This window comes from Pseudomonas sp. xss_4 (assembly GCF_043104125.1).
GTDB lineage: Bacteria > Pseudomonadota > Gammaproteobacteria > Pseudomonadales > Pseudomonadaceae > Aquipseudomonas > Aquipseudomonas parafulva_B.
Genome location: NZ_JBICKJ010000027.1, coordinates 112,474 through 127,768, shown reverse-complemented (window position 1 = coordinate 127,768; position 15,295 = coordinate 112,474). Strand labels below are relative to the sequence as shown.

The 15,295-nt window shown below is 56.6% G+C and carries 13 protein-coding genes and 1 pseudogene; 6 read left to right on the top strand and 8 right to left on the bottom strand.

Annotation, left to right across the window (positions count from 1 at the left end):
• Positions 1 to 120: 120 nt before the first annotated feature.
• Entirely contained in the window at positions 121 to 753 is a 633-nt protein-coding gene (locus ACF8GB_RS05530) for a sarcosine oxidase subunit gamma (protein WP_058638084.1), read from the top strand.
• Positions 754 to 764: 11 nt separating this feature from the next.
• On the top strand, positions 765 to 1,622 hold the full coding sequence (gene purU / locus ACF8GB_RS05525) for a formyltetrahydrofolate deformylase (protein WP_058638083.1): 858 nt from the start codon (positions 765 to 767) through the stop codon (positions 1,620 to 1,622).
• Between the two features lie 63 nt (positions 1,623 to 1,685).
• On the opposite strand, the gene ACF8GB_RS05520 is transcribed toward purU, so the two are convergent.
• Positions 1,686 to 2,651 carry an RHS repeat-associated core domain-containing protein gene (locus tag ACF8GB_RS05520; protein WP_392526688.1) on the bottom strand — a complete coding sequence of 322 codons (966 nt, stop codon included), beginning with the start codon at positions 2,649 to 2,651 and terminating at the stop codon, positions 1,686 to 1,688.
• 434 nt (positions 2,652 to 3,085) lie between these two features.
• Between ACF8GB_RS05520 and fdhA the strand changes: the two genes are divergently transcribed.
• Positions 3,086 to 4,285 (top strand): formaldehyde dehydrogenase, glutathione-independent, encoded by a 1,200-nt coding sequence (gene fdhA / locus ACF8GB_RS05515; protein WP_023532721.1) that lies wholly within the window; start codon positions 3,086 to 3,088, stop codon positions 4,283 to 4,285.
• A 1,267-nt stretch (positions 4,286 to 5,552) separates the two neighbouring features.
• On the opposite strand, the gene ACF8GB_RS05510 is transcribed toward fdhA, so the two are convergent.
• Positions 5,553 to 6,464 (bottom strand): RHS repeat-associated core domain-containing protein, encoded by a 912-nt coding sequence (locus ACF8GB_RS05510; RefSeq protein ID WP_197844117.1) that lies wholly within the window; start codon positions 6,462 to 6,464, stop codon positions 5,553 to 5,555.
• 312 nt (positions 6,465 to 6,776) lie between these two features.
• A complete protein-coding gene (locus tag ACF8GB_RS05505) occupies positions 6,777 to 7,556 on the bottom strand; it encodes an RHS repeat-associated core domain-containing protein (protein WP_078479254.1) in 780 nt (259 codons plus the stop codon).
• A 1,355-nt stretch (positions 7,557 to 8,911) separates the two neighbouring features.
• Between ACF8GB_RS05505 and ACF8GB_RS05500 the strand changes: the two are divergent.
• Both ACF8GB_RS05500 and ACF8GB_RS05495 read left to right on the top strand, forming a co-directional pair.
• Positions 8,912 to 9,046 (top strand): annotated as a pseudogene (locus ACF8GB_RS05500) (IS5/IS1182 family transposase); the annotation flags it as partial.
• A 221-nt stretch (positions 9,047 to 9,267) separates the two neighbouring features.
• Complete coding sequence (locus ACF8GB_RS05495) at positions 9,268 to 9,843, top strand: DUF2780 domain-containing protein (RefSeq protein ID WP_326383300.1); 576 nt, start codon at positions 9,268 to 9,270, stop codon at positions 9,841 to 9,843.
• An 11-nt stretch (positions 9,844 to 9,854) separates the two neighbouring features.
• On the opposite strand, the gene ACF8GB_RS05490 is transcribed toward ACF8GB_RS05495, so the two are convergent.
• The 3 genes from ACF8GB_RS05490 to ACF8GB_RS05480 all read right to left on the bottom strand — a co-directional run bounded on the left by ACF8GB_RS05490 (position 9,855) and on the right by ACF8GB_RS05480 (position 13,247).
• A complete protein-coding gene (locus ACF8GB_RS05490) occupies positions 9,855 to 10,553 on the bottom strand; it encodes an RHS repeat-associated core domain-containing protein (protein ID WP_228385155.1) in 699 nt (232 codons plus the stop codon).
• A 243-nt stretch (positions 10,554 to 10,796) separates the two neighbouring features.
• The gene (locus tag ACF8GB_RS05485) at positions 10,797 to 12,149 is read right to left on the bottom strand and encodes an APC family permease (protein WP_145254004.1); all 1,353 of its coding nucleotides are present in this window, start codon (positions 12,147 to 12,149) and stop codon (positions 10,797 to 10,799) included.
• A 216-nt stretch (positions 12,150 to 12,365) separates the two neighbouring features.
• Positions 12,366 to 13,247 carry an acyltransferase gene (locus ACF8GB_RS05480; protein ID WP_392526686.1) on the bottom strand — a complete coding sequence of 294 codons (882 nt, stop codon included), beginning with the start codon at positions 13,245 to 13,247 and terminating at the stop codon, positions 12,366 to 12,368.
• A 182-nt stretch (positions 13,248 to 13,429) separates the two neighbouring features.
• Between ACF8GB_RS05480 and ACF8GB_RS05475 the strand changes: the two genes are divergently transcribed.
• Positions 13,430 to 13,930, top strand: a complete 501-nt coding sequence (locus ACF8GB_RS05475) for an ATP-dependent zinc protease (protein WP_392526685.1) — start codon at positions 13,430 to 13,432, stop codon at positions 13,928 to 13,930.
• Positions 13,931 to 13,981: 51 nt separating this feature from the next.
• On the opposite strand, the gene ACF8GB_RS05470 is transcribed toward ACF8GB_RS05475, so the two are convergent.
• Both ACF8GB_RS05470 and msrA read right to left on the bottom strand, forming a co-directional pair.
• Positions 13,982 to 14,605: a glutathione S-transferase gene (locus ACF8GB_RS05470; protein WP_078479252.1), complete on the bottom strand. Its 624-nt coding sequence runs from the start codon at positions 14,603 to 14,605 to the stop codon at positions 13,982 to 13,984.
• 2 nt (positions 14,606 to 14,607) lie between these two features.
• Entirely contained in the window at positions 14,608 to 15,273 is a 666-nt protein-coding gene (msrA, locus tag ACF8GB_RS05465; protein ID WP_058639072.1) for a peptide-methionine (S)-S-oxide reductase MsrA, read from the bottom strand.
• Between the last annotated feature and the right edge of the window lie 22 nt (positions 15,274 to 15,295).

The window sequence follows — 15,295 nt, the reverse complement described above, 5'->3', positions numbered from 1 at the left end:
CTAATGGCGCGATGCAGATGTCAAGGATCGGCGCAGGCTCGCCGGCGATGAGGCCGGCAGAGTTTGCAGGACCGGATGTCTGCATCCCATCGACGAACAAGAATTCTAGGCAGGTATGAAATGAGCGCTATCAACGTCTTCGAGCAAAACCCTGGTGCCTCGGCCAAGGCCGAGTCGCCATTGCACCACGCCGACCTGGCGAGCCTGGTGGGTAAGGGCCGCAAAAATGCCGGCGTGACCTTGCGCGAGCGCAAGTTCCTCGGTCACCTGACCCTGCGTGGCAACGGCCATGATCCCGCCTTTGCCGGTGGCGTCCACAAGGCCCTGGGCCTGGAGTTGCCGGTGGCACTGACCGTCGTTGCCAATGGCGACCTGTCGCTGCAATGGGTCGGCCCTGACGAATGGCTGCTGATCGTTCCGGGTGGGCAGGAAGTGGCGATTGAGCAGAAGTTGCGCGATGCCCTGGAAGGGCAACACATCCAGGTGGTCAACGTCAGCGGTGGGCAGAGCCTGCTGGAACTGCGCGGCCCGAACGTGCGCGAAGTGCTGATGAAATCCACCAGCTATGACGTGCATCCGAACAACTTCCCGGTCGGCAAGGCTGTCGGCACGGTGTTTGCCAAGTCGCAACTGGTGATTCGGCGCACCGCCGAAGACACCTGGGAACTGGTCATCCGCCGCAGCTTCTCCGATTACTGGTGGCTGTGGCTGCAGGACGCATCGGCTGAGTACGGACTGGCCATCGAGGCTTAAGGAGAAACACCATGAGTCGGGCACCGGATACCTGGATTCTCACCGCCGACTGCCCGAGCATGCTCGGTACCGTCGACGTGGTGACGCGTTACCTCTTCGAGCAACGCTGCTACGTGACGGAGCACCATTCCTTCGATGATCGGCTGTCAGGGCGCTTCTTCATTCGCGTGGAGTTTCGCGTGCCTGATGGCTTCGACGAAGACGGGTTGCGTGCAGGCCTTGCCGAGCGCAGCGAGGCGTTTGGCATGGCGTTCGAGCTGACGGCGCCCAACCATCGCCCCAAGGTGGTGATCATGGTCTCCAAGGCCGATCATTGCCTGAACGACCTGCTGTATCGCCAGCGCATCGGTCAACTGGGCATGGACGTGGCGGCGGTGGTTTCCAACCACCCCGACCTCGAGCCTTTGGCACACTGGCACAAGATTCCCTACTACCACTTCGCGCTCGATCCCAAAGACAAGCCTGCGCAGGAGCGCAAGGTGTTGCAGGTGATCGAGGACACGGGCGCAGAGCTGGTCATCCTCGCCCGCTACATGCAGGTGCTCTCGCCTGAACTGTGCCGCCAGCTCGATGGCCGCGCGATCAACATCCACCATTCGCTACTACCGGGTTTCAAGGGCGCCAAGCCTTACCACCAGGCGTACAACAAAGGTGTGAAGATGGTCGGGGCCACGGCGCACTACATCAACAACGACCTGGACGAAGGGCCGATCATCGCCCAGGGCGTGGAGGTGGTGGACCACACCTATTACCCCGAGGACCTGATCGCCAAAGGGCGAGACATCGAGTGCCTGACCTTGGCGCGGGCGGTGGGGTACCACATTGAAAGGCGGGTGTTTCTGAACGCCAATCGGACGGTTGTGCTCTGACCGGTTGTGCTGGCTGTTTGGACATCAGGGCAGTGGATGCCCGTGTGGGAGCCGGCATGCTGGCTATGAGCCATAGAAATTAGATGGATCATGTCGACGGCTGTAAAAAGAGCTTTGGCGAATATCGATAGTTCTCTGAACGAAGTCGGGTATCAGTCCAGATGGAGGACTGGATGATCGACTTTCAGCGGGCGTCGAGTCCCTTGACGAGTTCGCTGAAGATGCAGGGGAGTGGGGCTGCTGCCGGTAGGGGCTTGATGGCCGTGAAGTTTGAATGGGTGTGACCACGGCCGTGGGTTTTGGGTTTATATTTACGTTGAATATAAATGAGTCACTTCTGGGGTCCTCTATCCAATCAGACCTAGGGCTGGGATTGGGGTTGTCAGAACGTAATACGGCCTGCCGGGGTAAAAGCCCAGCGGGTTTCCTTGACGCAGGCGGTTGTGCGGCCGCCACCGTCTTGTTGTCGTTTGTTAAGTTTGACAACCCGGTGGTGGGAGGCGGTGAGTGGCGGGGTCGTCGGGTACTCGCATTAGGAGCACTCACGGACGGCTTGGCGTTCCTCCCTAAGCGTTTCATTTGCCCGCTGGGGTCTATGTAATTGACGGGATCCCCTTCACAGTAACAGTAAGTATTCAAACCGCCCGCCTCGAAAGGGCTCAACCTATCGGGCGTATTGAAGCGCATCCTCACCGGACTGAAACAGCGATGGCCTTGGCCAAGGGCGTAGTCATCTTGCAACGCAATTAATATTTCGCCGTTGAACCCCAGCAGCGTCATGTAGGACGGCAGTTTCGGATCGTACCCGTAAGCTGTGTAGTGGTGTGGTTCGTTCCGACCAGCACAGCCGGCCCGCAGTACGGTCCCGCTCCCCTCGACTGCGAGCAGGCTCGTGCCCAGTTGTCCTGATAATTGTTCGGCTAAGGGTGTGCCTGCGGTGCGAAAAACTGAGCGGTGGTCGCCACTCTGTTGCACTGCGATGAGTCTGTTGGCCTGGTAGAAATAAAGTGAACGGTTCGTTGTCGTCATGATGAACGTCTCTGTGCAACGGATGAGCGCGGTTGACACACGTCCATTCTCAACACCCGCCGTGCCTCTACCACTGGCAAAACTAATAGGTTGCCAAACGGGGCACGGTGAAAAAGTATCCCCCTACTGTCTCCAGTCACCGCACAGCGGCTTAACACGCCCACCACCCCTACATTTCAATGACACGGGCTGCCCATGGAGGGTGACGCGTTCACCACCGCTGGCTGCATACAAATAAATGTCAGGTAGCGGCTTGGCTGCGACCGCTCACCCTCCAGGCGGTAGGCGCCGCTAACAGGCATACCCCTGTCGCAACCAGTCACTGTGACATCGCCCATCGAGCCCACAATTCCCCCATCCAGTAACACATGCCGCCCATGGATGGCGGCGCGTTCACCACCGCTGCATAAATACAAATAAAGCGAGGTAAGAGCATGTCTGGCAATCGTGGAGTGGTGTATCTCGGCGCGGGCAAGGTCGAGGTGCAGAAAATCGACTACCCGAAAATGCAAGACCCACGCGGCAAGAAGATCGAGCACGGCGTGATCCTCAAGGTGGTTTCCACCAACATCTGCGGTTCCGACCAGCACATGGTCCGAGGCCGTACCACGGCCCAGGTCGGTCTGGTGCTGGGCCACGAAATCACCGGCGAAATTGTCGAGAAGGGCAGTGACGTCGAGCGCATGCAGATCGGCGATCTGGTCTCGGTACCGTTCAACGTCGCCTGTGGTCGCTGCCGCTCCTGCAAGGAAATGCATACGGGCGTCTGCCTGACCGTCAACCCGGCCCGTGCTGGTGGTGCCTACGGTTATGTCGACATGGGTGACTGGACGGGCGGCCAGGCCGAATACGTGCTGGTGCCGTACGCTGACTTCAACCTGTTGAAACTGCCAGAACGCGACAAGGCCATGGAGAAGATCCGTGACCTGACCTGCCTGTCCGATATTCTGCCGACCGGCTACCACGGTGCGGTGACCGCTGGGGTCGGCCCTGGCAGCACCGTCTACGTAGCCGGTGCTGGCCCTGTAGGCCTGGCTGCTGCCGCTTCGGCCCGCCTGCTGGGCGCTGCCTGCGTCATCGTCGGTGACCTGAACCCTGCGCGCCTGGCCCACGCCAAGTCCCAGGGTTTCGAAGTGGTCGACCTGTCCAAGGACACGCCGCTTCACGAACAGATCGTGGACATTCTCGGCGAGCCGGAAGTGGATTGCGCCGTCGATGCCGTAGGCTTCGAAGCTCGCGGTCATGGCCATGAAGGCGCCAAGCACGAGGCGCCGGCAACTGTATTGAACTCGCTGATGCAGGTGACCCGTGTGGCTGGGCAGATCGGTATTCCGGGCCTGTACGTGACCGAAGACCCGGGTGCGGTGGACGCTGCTGCCAAAATCGGTGCACTGAGCATCCGCTTCGGCTTGGGCTGGGCCAAGTCGCACAGCTTCCACACCGGCCAGACTCCGACCATGAAGTACAACCGCCAGCTGATGCAGGCAATCATGTGGGACCGCATCAACATTGCCGAAGTGGTGGGCGTGCAGGTGATCAACCTGGATCAGGCGCCAGAAGGGTATGGCGAGTTTGATGCGGGTGTGCCGAAGAAGTTTGTGATTGACCCGCATAAGATGTGGGGGGCGGCGTAATTAGCATCGAGTAACGAAAGCCCCTCAAACCGAGGGGCTTTCTGCATCAAGGGAACAAGTAAGTTGATCCCAGGCGTATTTATAGCAAGTTAATTTAACCACGATGCTTCGACCGTGTTTCATTCTCCCAGCAGACTGTCGCTACGCGAACGATTCGCGCGTGCATCATACTCCCTGTTAAATCTTATAAGTCGGGCAATGTTTCGGATGCCGTCAAGCGCTGCTCTATGAATTGAGCTTAAAGCGTTTATGTCTCGCAGATAGGGATTCAGCTCCAAGCCCAGGCTTTGTCCAAACCTCCTAGGGACACCGGGGAGTACGCCAGACCGGACGGCTTCCATGGTGGCATCTGTATCTGAGATTATTGACATGTACCGCTCGATGACCGGCACGGCATAGCTTCTATTGGATTGGGCGGTCTTTGCAAAGGCGGCGGCATCTTGGAAAGTAAGATTGCTGATGATTGATTCAAATATGTCAGGCTCCCTGATCCTCTTGTAATAGTCTTCTGTGGGAGGAACATATTTGGGTGGGTTTGGATTCAGCGCGCTAGCATGAGAGGTTGTGCGTCTTAGCCTGGATGGCTTGAACACATGAGGCAGGGGCGCCGCGTGGTTCTTATAAGGTTGCAGTGTTTGACCATTTTTCAAGTGGACAAGTGCATGGCCTGTCGGGTTGGTGTAGTTGACGGGGGCATTGCTACAGTAGGCATAACAGTTGATCCCCCCCCCCGCCTAAAAGGGCTTAGGTTGTCTGGCGATTGAAAGCGCATCAGTGCAGGCGTATACATGCGGTATCCCAAACCTAGTAGATAGGCGCCGAGCTGTAGCTCAATGAACTCTCCATTGAAGCCTTGTAGTATTCGCTGGCTAGGGAATTTACTGAATATCCGAAAGGCAGATAGGTGTGAGCGTCTAGATCCCGGCCAGAGCGGTCATACAGAATGATGTTTCTTTGGTCCGTAGCCTAGCAGAAGAGGTGCTCCACTCCTATCGGAATTATGTTCTGCCAGACTATGTTTATCGGACCGAAAGAGGGAGCGTTGACGATGAGCGTCAGTGACTGTGCACAAGGTGCTGTGTTGGTAGAATAGATTAAGCAAGAAAGCCTCCATTGCCCTATGGGTCAACTACTCGTAAGATATTTGAGGCCGGTTGGGGCGTCATTGTTGTGTCTTGAAAAGGCTAAAGCTTTCTTCATGCTCAAATTTTTGTACTTTTCTTAGTATGGCACTAGAGCTGTCTCGAACCTATAAATTTCCGACTGGTCAGTCTTGCCTTACCTTTTTTTGTTGATCAATTGGCATGAATATTTTGGGGCGGTAGTTGAAGGGCACGTCCGGAGAGACACTGATTTGCGCATCGGTGTGATTGCGAGCGTCCTTTTTCAAGATTTGAATTTCAAATTTTCCGGATTTTTTATATTCACTCACGAGGTGAAATACGATGCCATCGAACGCTTTGATTGGACGGCCGGTAAAGTTGGCGAATGTTTGCCCAAAAGAAATCGAATTATTCTCGGCGGTGCTGGCTGAATAACACATGCATAACGTTATTTTTTTGTATTTTTCAGCAAACACGCCATTCTCTTGAAGAAACGCATTAAATTCCGCTGCACCCAGTCTTTCACTGCCCACGAGCGCCTCGCCTGGCCCACCATGAGCCTGGATGGTAAGCGACCTGCTAAAAGGTTTTTTTTTCGCGATTGCCAGTACACCTAGTTTGTTTATCAGCGGTATGCCTGGGGCACGTCCGGAAGGATCGGATTTATTGATGGGGTCGTCTAGCACGTAGCAATAGGGATTGATGCCGCCAATGTCGAATGGGCTAAGGCTGTCAGCCGCCAAGTAACGCAACAGTGCCGGACTGTATAGCCGGTAGCCATTGCCGAGCGGGTAACCTGCCGATATTGGATCGAGCCGTTCACCGTTAAAGGCTACGAGTTGCAGCCCTGATGGCGCAGCGCGGTGGTAGCCGTATGGGGTATACACCTTGAGTTGGTCAGCTGAGTTAACAGCGTGCATGGCTGAGCCGTTTTGATCGGTTGCGAGCACTCCCGTAGGGAGCGTGCTGTTGAGTTCAGCCAGTGGCAGGACTCCGCCACGCAGGAGGACGCTGTGAGTTGCTCCTGAAACGGTATGCAAATGGCTACCAGAGTAGAACAATTGAGTGATATTCATACTCGTTGACATGGGAGACTTCCCGTCATGATTCACTGAGATGTGACCGATCATGGATCGGATGAGGGGGGAGCCGCTACTGACAAAAATGCTAGGCGCTGTACGAATCCCTAGAACGCCGACCCGCGCCCTTCGGACGGCACGTTCACAACGACGGGCCGAGACCATCATGCAGCCCAGTGTAAAAGCGACCTAGAGCGCCGGCAAGTATCTTTCAAAAGCCTCCACCAGGGAATAATGCACATTCAAATGTTCGGGAATTTGAGCAACCTCCGGTGCGGATGGAGTCATGGCGACGGTAGCAGCGTTCGTTTAATAAAGTAAATCAGTCCGTTGGTTAGGGTTTCTGATGGCTTGGCTGTTTGTAGTATGCCTCCGAGCTGATCTGATGGGTTCGAAAACTACCCGGCTGGAGTAAGCTGATTTACTGCCGGTCAACTTATTGAACGTAGACTCTTTTTCGATGAGTTTGAAATTGGAGTGGAGTGCGGGTGCGCGGATAAAGGGGGCGTTCACAATGTCTTTATAAGCAATGGTTTCGATGTTATAGTCTTTTGTGATTGATTCGGCCAAGTGTGCAGATCTGCAGCCTATGATATGTAAGGGCATTCCTTTCTTGAGTACCTTGGCATTGGTTAATAACGTCATTAATTCTCGATAGTCTACAGTTGTTCTATTGCCAAAGCCCTGCTCTCCAGAATGCGCCATTATCGTTAGAGCCTTCACCTCGGGGTTAACAGGGGAGGGGGCATAGAAGGCTTTGCCCGGGAGATTTTTGACTGGCAATAATGGATATTTGTAAGTTATGCTTTTACTGAATATCGTAAAGTGGCCCGTTGGATCGCTACCGTTAATCGGGTCGTTGAGTGTGAAGCAATAGCAATTCAGGCCCCCTCTGAAAAATGGGCTCTCTGTATCGGGGCTTATGAATCGCATTAATGCCGGGTAATAGCCGCGGGTGCCATTTCCTAAAAGGTAGAGTGTTAAAGACTTATCTATGGGCTCTCCGTTGAACCCTAGGCGTGTCGCGTTCGATGACAACGCTCGCCACTGCCCATAGGCAGTATAAGTACGTGTTTCAATCAACTCCATCTTTCAGACCTCCTGGATATTTGAGAGTACTTGGCGTCCCATGGACTATCAGTATCTTGATTGGTTTATGTCCATCTACTGGTATAAGTGATAGGTGAAGGATCGCTGCCTCAGCACCTGGTTTCATCCTGGCGATTGAGGGGCTAAAACAAAAGTTGCTTGAGCAAAATAAGGTCATCAGAAAGGTCACCAGACAGAGAATTCATGGCCCCGGTTTATACAGGGTTTCACCACGGAGCGCGGCCCCAGAACCTGATCAGGACGATTAAGCCCAGATCGTGTCTCTAGTGTCTGCGGAAACGCACGTCACTGTCGTAACTCCCGGCTACGCCGTCGGTTCCTTTAGGAGCGCTCGTTTCTGACCATCGAGCAGTCAACCAAACTGCCGGACTTCCGCCGCATGCTGTGGGGGCGACCGCCTATAATCGGTATGGTAGCTATAATACAGATTGCGTAATGTACTGTATCGGAACTCCAGCATTTTCAATGCGCTCAAGATTGTCTAGCGATACTGACTCCTGCCGGATCGCTTTATATTCAAGATATGACCTTGCTCGATGAAGCTTAGTGGTTGTTGTACTGTAGATTGTAACCAATCCTCGATAACCCTCTGTCAATTTTTGACGTGAAGGTATGGGTAACAAGGTTGGGCCGCGAATGGGGGCTGTGTCATGTCTGGCTCAAGCTTTATAGGTTTCATCTCAGTATAGAGCTTTGCAGATCTCATGCGAACCTCCTCGTCGTAATGGTGGAATTTAACCCAGTCGGCTGTTTGAACCTGTCTGCGTGGCGTACCCGTTTCAGCAAACATAGATACGGAGGTCGAGGTTCTTTTCAGGATGCTTCTTGGGCGTCCCGCCACACTTCTAAAATTGCCCGTTGGGTCTGAATAGTTGATAGGGTCTCCAGAACAATAACTGTACATATTGATACCCCCCCGTCATCAAATGGGCTTAAGCTGTCCGATGCATTGAAGCGCATCAGCATGGGACTGTATGATCGAAAGCCCTGCCCTAGCATGTGTAAGCTACTGAGTAGGTCGCACCGCTCTCCGTTGAGCCCAAGGATGGCGAGCTGGTGAGATTGACTGTTGTACTCGTAAGCGCTGTAGGCCGTTGTCACCGTGTAGGCTCCGCAAGGACGTGTCGGCTAAGTGTTCCTCACAGTAAGACCATCCACAACTAGCAGAATTGCTAGACGCCACGCGTTCAAGCTGTGTTTCACAAGCCGACCTGTCCCAACACAAAGCACGTCTGCTTCTAGGCTCTGTACAAAATTCGTAGAAACCCAGTTATCTCCACGCATCTCCAATGATTTCGTACATTCCCCGGCCACCAACGGAAAGGAATCCTGTGATGGCAAAGCGATACGAAATCTCGCATGAGGCCTGGGATGCGGTTTCCGATCTTTTAATCGAAACCCGTAGGCGTGGTCCGCCTCGAGTTAGTGACCGGCTGATGCTCGATGGCGTGCTTTGGGTACTTTGTTCCGTTGTGCTCGCTTTGAAGGCGGAACATATTTTTCGCCCCGTTACATGGGTACTGCTTAGTATCTCGGCGATCTGCGCACACCGCTACTGGCAGAAATAACAGGGAGTGGCTAACGGTTCTGGTCGGAAAACACCCGCTGACAACAGTATCGGAACAATCTCCCAATTACCGAGTCAAAATCGTCGTTTCCCAGGCCATCCCGGCCAACGAGGTCCCTCCCGATGCAAGCGTTCACCCTGGCAACCCTGGTGACCCTCACCGCAAGCCCTGTGTTCGCCTTCAACCTCAGCGATGCTGCCAACACCGTCTCCGCCATGCAGAACCCGCAGCAACAAGGCCAGGTGCAGTCGCCTGAAGGGCAGGCCAACCTGCTCAACACGCTGGGCAGCCAGTTGAACATTACCCTCGAGCAGGCCGTGGGCGGGGCAGGGGCGATGCTGGGGCTGGCGCGTAACAACCTGAGCAGCGACGACTATGGCCAGTTGACCAAGGTCATGCCGCGCCTGGACCTGCTGTCGGGCGCCAATGTCCTGGGCGGGTTGAGCGGGCTGGGTGAATTGCTGGGCAATGACAAGGGCAGCCAGTCCGCCTTGAACAAGGCGTTGGGCTACGATGTGCAGAGCCGGAGCGACCTGGACAATGCGTTCAAAGCGCTGGGGATGGATACCGGGATGATCGGGAAGTTTGCGCCGTTGATTCTGCAGTACCTGGGGCAGCAGGGGATTGCCGGGTCGTTGTTGCAGAATCTGGGTAGTCTATGGACTATGCCAGCAGCGGCAGCCACTCCGTCGGTGTGAAATAGCGTGCTTTATCGCCGGATTTGTTGCAGGCGTAACTGGATTGCTTCCTTTTTCAACTGCACTTTACGGAGGCTGTGATTGATCGACTCAAGCCGGCGCCGATAATCGGGTAAGAGGTCATACGCTCGATAGTTGCTTCGAGTGACAGGGCTCCAGAGTTGATTGAGGTCGTTATTCAGTTCCTCATTGAATGTATGAAGCCGATTCATTTCGTTGATAAGTTTTTTTCGCTCTTGGTACTCCCTGTAATGAGCAGAGCGGTTCCTTTCAAAGATGGTGTCTTCCGCAAAACTCACGCTTTTTGCCTTCTGCTTCATTTTAATCGCACGGGCGGCGGGTTGCTCGTGGTGCCTATTTGTTTTGGTAAAGATTTGCTGTTCGGCACGGGCCGATGAAACAGGCTTCAGCTTATTGATGGCCGCAGTCAGTTGCGCGGGCGTCGGAGCACGCCCTGAGTCGTCTTGGTAATTAACGGGATCACCCTTGCAATAAATATAGGTATTAAACCCTCCTTCTAGAAACGGACTGAGGTCGTCTGGCCCTTGGAAACGCATCAATGTCGGGCTGTAGCAACGGTAGCCTTGACCCAAGGCATACCCATAAGTAAACGGGTCGTATCGCTCACCATTGAAGCCAAGCATGGATGCAGGGCTTGCTTGATTTTGGTGGTACCCATAAGGGCAATAGGCAGGCAGCGTTGTTGACACAGGGTTTGGCCTTGCAAGTCGGTAAGCCTGAGTCTTGGCGCTTTCGAGGCCAGGTACAACTAGCAGAATTACTAGTGCACGCCGCTGGCTTCAGACTACTTCAGGGGAGCTGCCCTGGCGTAGCGGCTCCGGAATTTCAGCTTCGCCTCGGAGATTGCCAGGACAGCTACGCGGCCCTTTCCGACCGGTCCGGCGCCCCGGCAAGGCCGCTCAAGGGGCCGCGCAGGCCGCGAGATGATTGGGTCAGGCAGCCTCGGTGAAGTCCACCAAGCGCACCGGGCGGCGGAAGCCGGCGGTCAGCACTGCCAGGTATGCCAGCCCCAGCGCAAACCAGCACAGGCCAATCACCAAGGTCAGCGCCGACAGACTGGTCCACAGCCACAGCGTCAATCCCAAGCCCACCAGTGGCACTACGCCATAGCTCAATAGCCCTTTCGCAGTGCGCAGGCTTGCATCGTCCATCAGATGCGTCTTCACCACCGCCAGGTTCACCGCCGAGAACGCCACCAAGGCGCCGAAGCTGATCAGCGAGGCCAGGGTGGACAAGTCGATCACCAGCGCCAGCAGTGAGAACGCCGACACCACCACGATGGCGAATACCGGTGTACCGAGGCGTGGCGACAGGTGACCGAAGGTGCGCTGCGGCAGCACCCGGTCACGGCCCATGGTGTAGAGAATGCGCGACACTGCGGCCTGCGATGCCAAGGCCGAGCCGAGGCTACCGGCGACATAAGCGGCAGTGAAGAAGTTGGCCAGGAACTGCCCGCCTGCCTTGAGCATGACCTCATTCGCAGCAGCATCGGCATTGGCGAAGGTGCTGCCTGGCAGCACCAGTTGGCTCACATAGGCCAGCACGGTGAACAGCAGGCCGGCGAACAGCGTGGTGAGGATGATCGCCCGAGGCACGTCACGCCGAGCATCGCGGCTTTCCTCGGCGAGGGTGGAGACGGCATCGAACCCCAGGAAGGACAGGCATAGCACTGCCGCGCCTGCCATCATCGGACCAAAGCCAGGTGCGCTACCGTCACCGTGCAGCGGCGCCAGCCAGTCGATGGGCTGGCCGTGGTTGAGGGTCTGCCAGGACAGCGCGATGAACACCCCAATGAAGACGATTTGCGCGCCCACGATCAGGTTGCTGGTCTTGGCCACCGAGCTGATACCGAGCACGTTGAGGACGGTCACCAAGGCGATGCAGGCGAGTACGAAAGCCCAAGCCGGCACTGCTGGGAAGGCGATATTCAGGAACAGGCCGATGAGCAGGTAGTTGATCATCGGCAGGAACAGGTAGTCGAGCAGCAGCGACCAGCCCGCCAGAAAGCCTGTGTTCTGGCCGAAAGCCATGTGGGTGTAGGAGTAGGCCGAACCCGCGACCGGGAAGCGTTTGACCATGAAACTGTAGGACGCGGCTGTGAACAGCATGGCCATCAGCGTGATCAGATAGGCGCCTGACGTGCGGCCACCGGTAAGCTCGGTGACGATGCCGTAGGTGGTGAAAATGGTCAGCGGGACCATGTACACAAGGCCGAAGAATACCAGGGCAGGGAGGCCCAGAACTCGACGGAGTTGGGGTGGGGCTGAGCTTGATGGTTGGGTCATCGATCGATCCAGAGTTTTTTGTAGTTGTCTGTGATCGATCTTTATCCACAAAAGGGGTGTGTGACAAGAAGTATCAGGAGGCCGAAAAAAGTTTGGCGGGCATTGGCAGGCTGTTCCAGCGTCAAGTAGCCCTACCGCCTAAATGTCCTGATGGCTGTCATGATCCTTCAGGCCCCGGCTTGCCGGCGCTAGAGCCACAGAAGCAACAAAGTGCATTCATTCCCAACGCAACCGCCCGATCCGCTCATCCTTTTCCAGCCACAGCTGGTTCACCCACGCCTGCACTGTCTGACGGAAAACAGGATCGCTTTCGTAATCGCCCGCCCACAGCGCTGGGTCGAGCTCGCGCACTTGAATGTCGATAATTACCCGGCTGACACTGCCATTGAGCAAGTCCCAGAAACCTGGCGCCTTGTCGCCGGGGTACACGATGGTGACGTCCAGCAGCGCATCGAGCTGCTCACCCAGCGCTGCGAGCACGAACGCCACGCCACCGGCCTTGGGCTTTAGCAGATGGCGGTAAGGTGAGTGTTGCGCCTGGCGCTTGGCCTCGGTGAAGCGGGTGCCTTCCAGGTAATTGACCACGGTCACCGGTTGGCGCTTGAACAGCTCGCAGGCAGCCTTGGTGATTTCCAGATCCTTGCCCTTGAGCTCGGGGTGCTTCTCCAGAAAGGCCTTGCTGTAGCGCTTCATGAACGGATAGTCCAGGCCCCACCATGCCAGGCCCAGCAGCGGCACCCAGATCAATTCCTTCTTCAGGAAAAACTTGAAGAAGGGGGTGCGCCGGTTGAGGCTCTCGATCAAGGCGGGAATGTCCACCCAGCTCTGGTGATTGCTGATTGCAAGGTACGAGGTGTCACGACGCAGGTTTTCGATACCGCGAATGTCCCATTGGGTGGGTGTGCACAAGGCAAAGACGGCTTTGTCGATTTCCGACCAGGTTTCTGCCACCCACATCACAGCCCCTGATGCACGGTCGCGCCCACGGCCAGGTAGCACCAGTTTGAACAAGGCGAACACCAGCAGGGGCCCGATCAACACCAAGGTGTTGAGCAGCAGCAAGGTGGCTGTGAGTATGCCGGTCAGCACGCGACGCATAAGGAGACTCTTTCTGTCAGAACCATAACGATCGGCAATGATAAGCAGGCTTGCGGACTACGCCAAACCTCCAAGGCCCGGCGGCACGGACAAATGTTTCACATTATGTTGGTTAGGCTTTGGACCGCGAACCTGGGCTGCTTGTGCGGTCTAACCCGTAAATCGATCAAGGAACCTTGCTTGTGAAATCACTGTTTGCCGTGCTGACGTTGTTGACGCTACCGGTGGTGGCCGCCGAACCTACGCTGTACGGGCGCTACGAGAATATCGCGCTGCCGGAGATTGGCCAGACGCTCAAGGCCAAGATGGATACTGGCGCCTATACGGCGTCGCTGTCGGCCAAGGACATCGAGTTGTTCACCCGCGATGGGCAGGAGTGGGTACGTTTCCGCCTGGCGACCAAGGATGCCGACGGCAAGGTTTACGAGCACCAAGTCTCGCGTATCAGCAAGATCAAGGGCCGTGCCGATGACGAGGATGAGGGCGATAGACCCGAGAGTGCCAAGCGCCCGGTGGTAGACCTGGAACTGTGCCTGGGAGACGTGAAGCGAACCGTGGAGGTCAACTTGGTGGATCGCAGCAACTTCAACTACCCGCTGCTGGTGGGTGCCAAGGCGCTGCGTGAGTTCAAGGGCGCGGTGAATCCGGCAAAACGATTCACCGCTGGCGAGCCTGACTGCTGATCATCGTTGCCTGAGCAGGCGCATCGGTGCGGCCGCTCCACTGGCCGTCTGTCAGGCAGCCGGTGCCGTTGCCACCATCGAAGGCCGCGTGCTCACCTCGGCATACCAGGCCGCCAGGCCAGGCTGGCGTTCACGCCAGCCGAACGTAGGCTGGCGCAAGTCCAGGTACCCCAATGCGCAAGCCACGCCGATCGCGGCCAAGTCGAACCCTGACGTCAGCTCCGCCAGGTGGGCTCGCTCAAGGTTGGCCAGGCTGCGGCGGATCTTGTCCCCCTGCGCTTCTAGCCACCCATCCCAACGTTTCTCGACCGGTCGCACGAATGTTTCGTAGCGGCTCGAGACGGCCGCATCCAGAATGGCATCCGCCTGAGAGGCCAGCGTCATGCGTCGCCAGCGAGCAGAGCCTTCACGGGGCAGCAGCGGCAACCCCACATGTTGCTGATCCAGGTACTCGCAGATCACCCGGCTGTCGTGCAGCACGGTACCGTCCGCCAGGCGCAGCGCCGGAATCTTGCCAATCGGATTGCCGGCGTTGAGCAGCTCGTCCCCGTTGACCGGGCTGATGTTCACAGGCTCAAGTGCCACTCGGTCCAGTTGGCCGGTCTCGTGCAACACCACCATGACCTTGCGTACGAATGGCGACAGGGGCGAGTGGAACAGGGTCATGGTGCTCATGCTCAGTTTCCTTGCAAACTGGCCGGCATGCACACGCCCGTGCCGCCGATACCGCAGTAGCCGTCCGGGTTCTTGGCCAGGTACTGCTGGTGGTAGGCCTCGGCGAAGTACACCGTCGGTGCCTGGTCGATTTCAGTGGTGATTTCGCCGAAGCCAGCCTTGCTCAGTTCGGCCTGGAAAGCGTCGCGGCTGGCCTTGGCTTGTTCCAACTGTTCGGGGCTGGTGCAGTAGATGGCCGAGCGGTACTGCGTGCCGACATCGTTGCCCTGGCGCATGCCCTGGGTCGGGTTGTGCAGTTCCCAGAACATGGTCAGCAGTTCACCGTAGCTCACTTTGCTCTTGTCGAAGACCACCAGCACCACTTCGGTGTGCCCGGTCAGGCCTGAGCAGACCTCTTCGTAGGTCGGGTTCGGCGTAAAGCCGCCGGCATAACCCACAACGGTACTGACCACCCCCTCACGCTGCCAGAATCGGCGTTCCGCGCCCCAGAAACACCCCAGGCCGAAAATCGCGAAATCCACGTCCTCGAAGAATGGCCCAAGCAGCGGCGTCTCCTTGAACACGTAGTGGAACTCGGGCAGGCTCATCGGCGTTTCGCGGCCGGGCAGGGCCTGCTCCGCAGTGGGCATGACATTTTTGTTCACCAGTATTTCCGAACGCAGGACCATGGCCGTTCCTCTGTGTCTATTC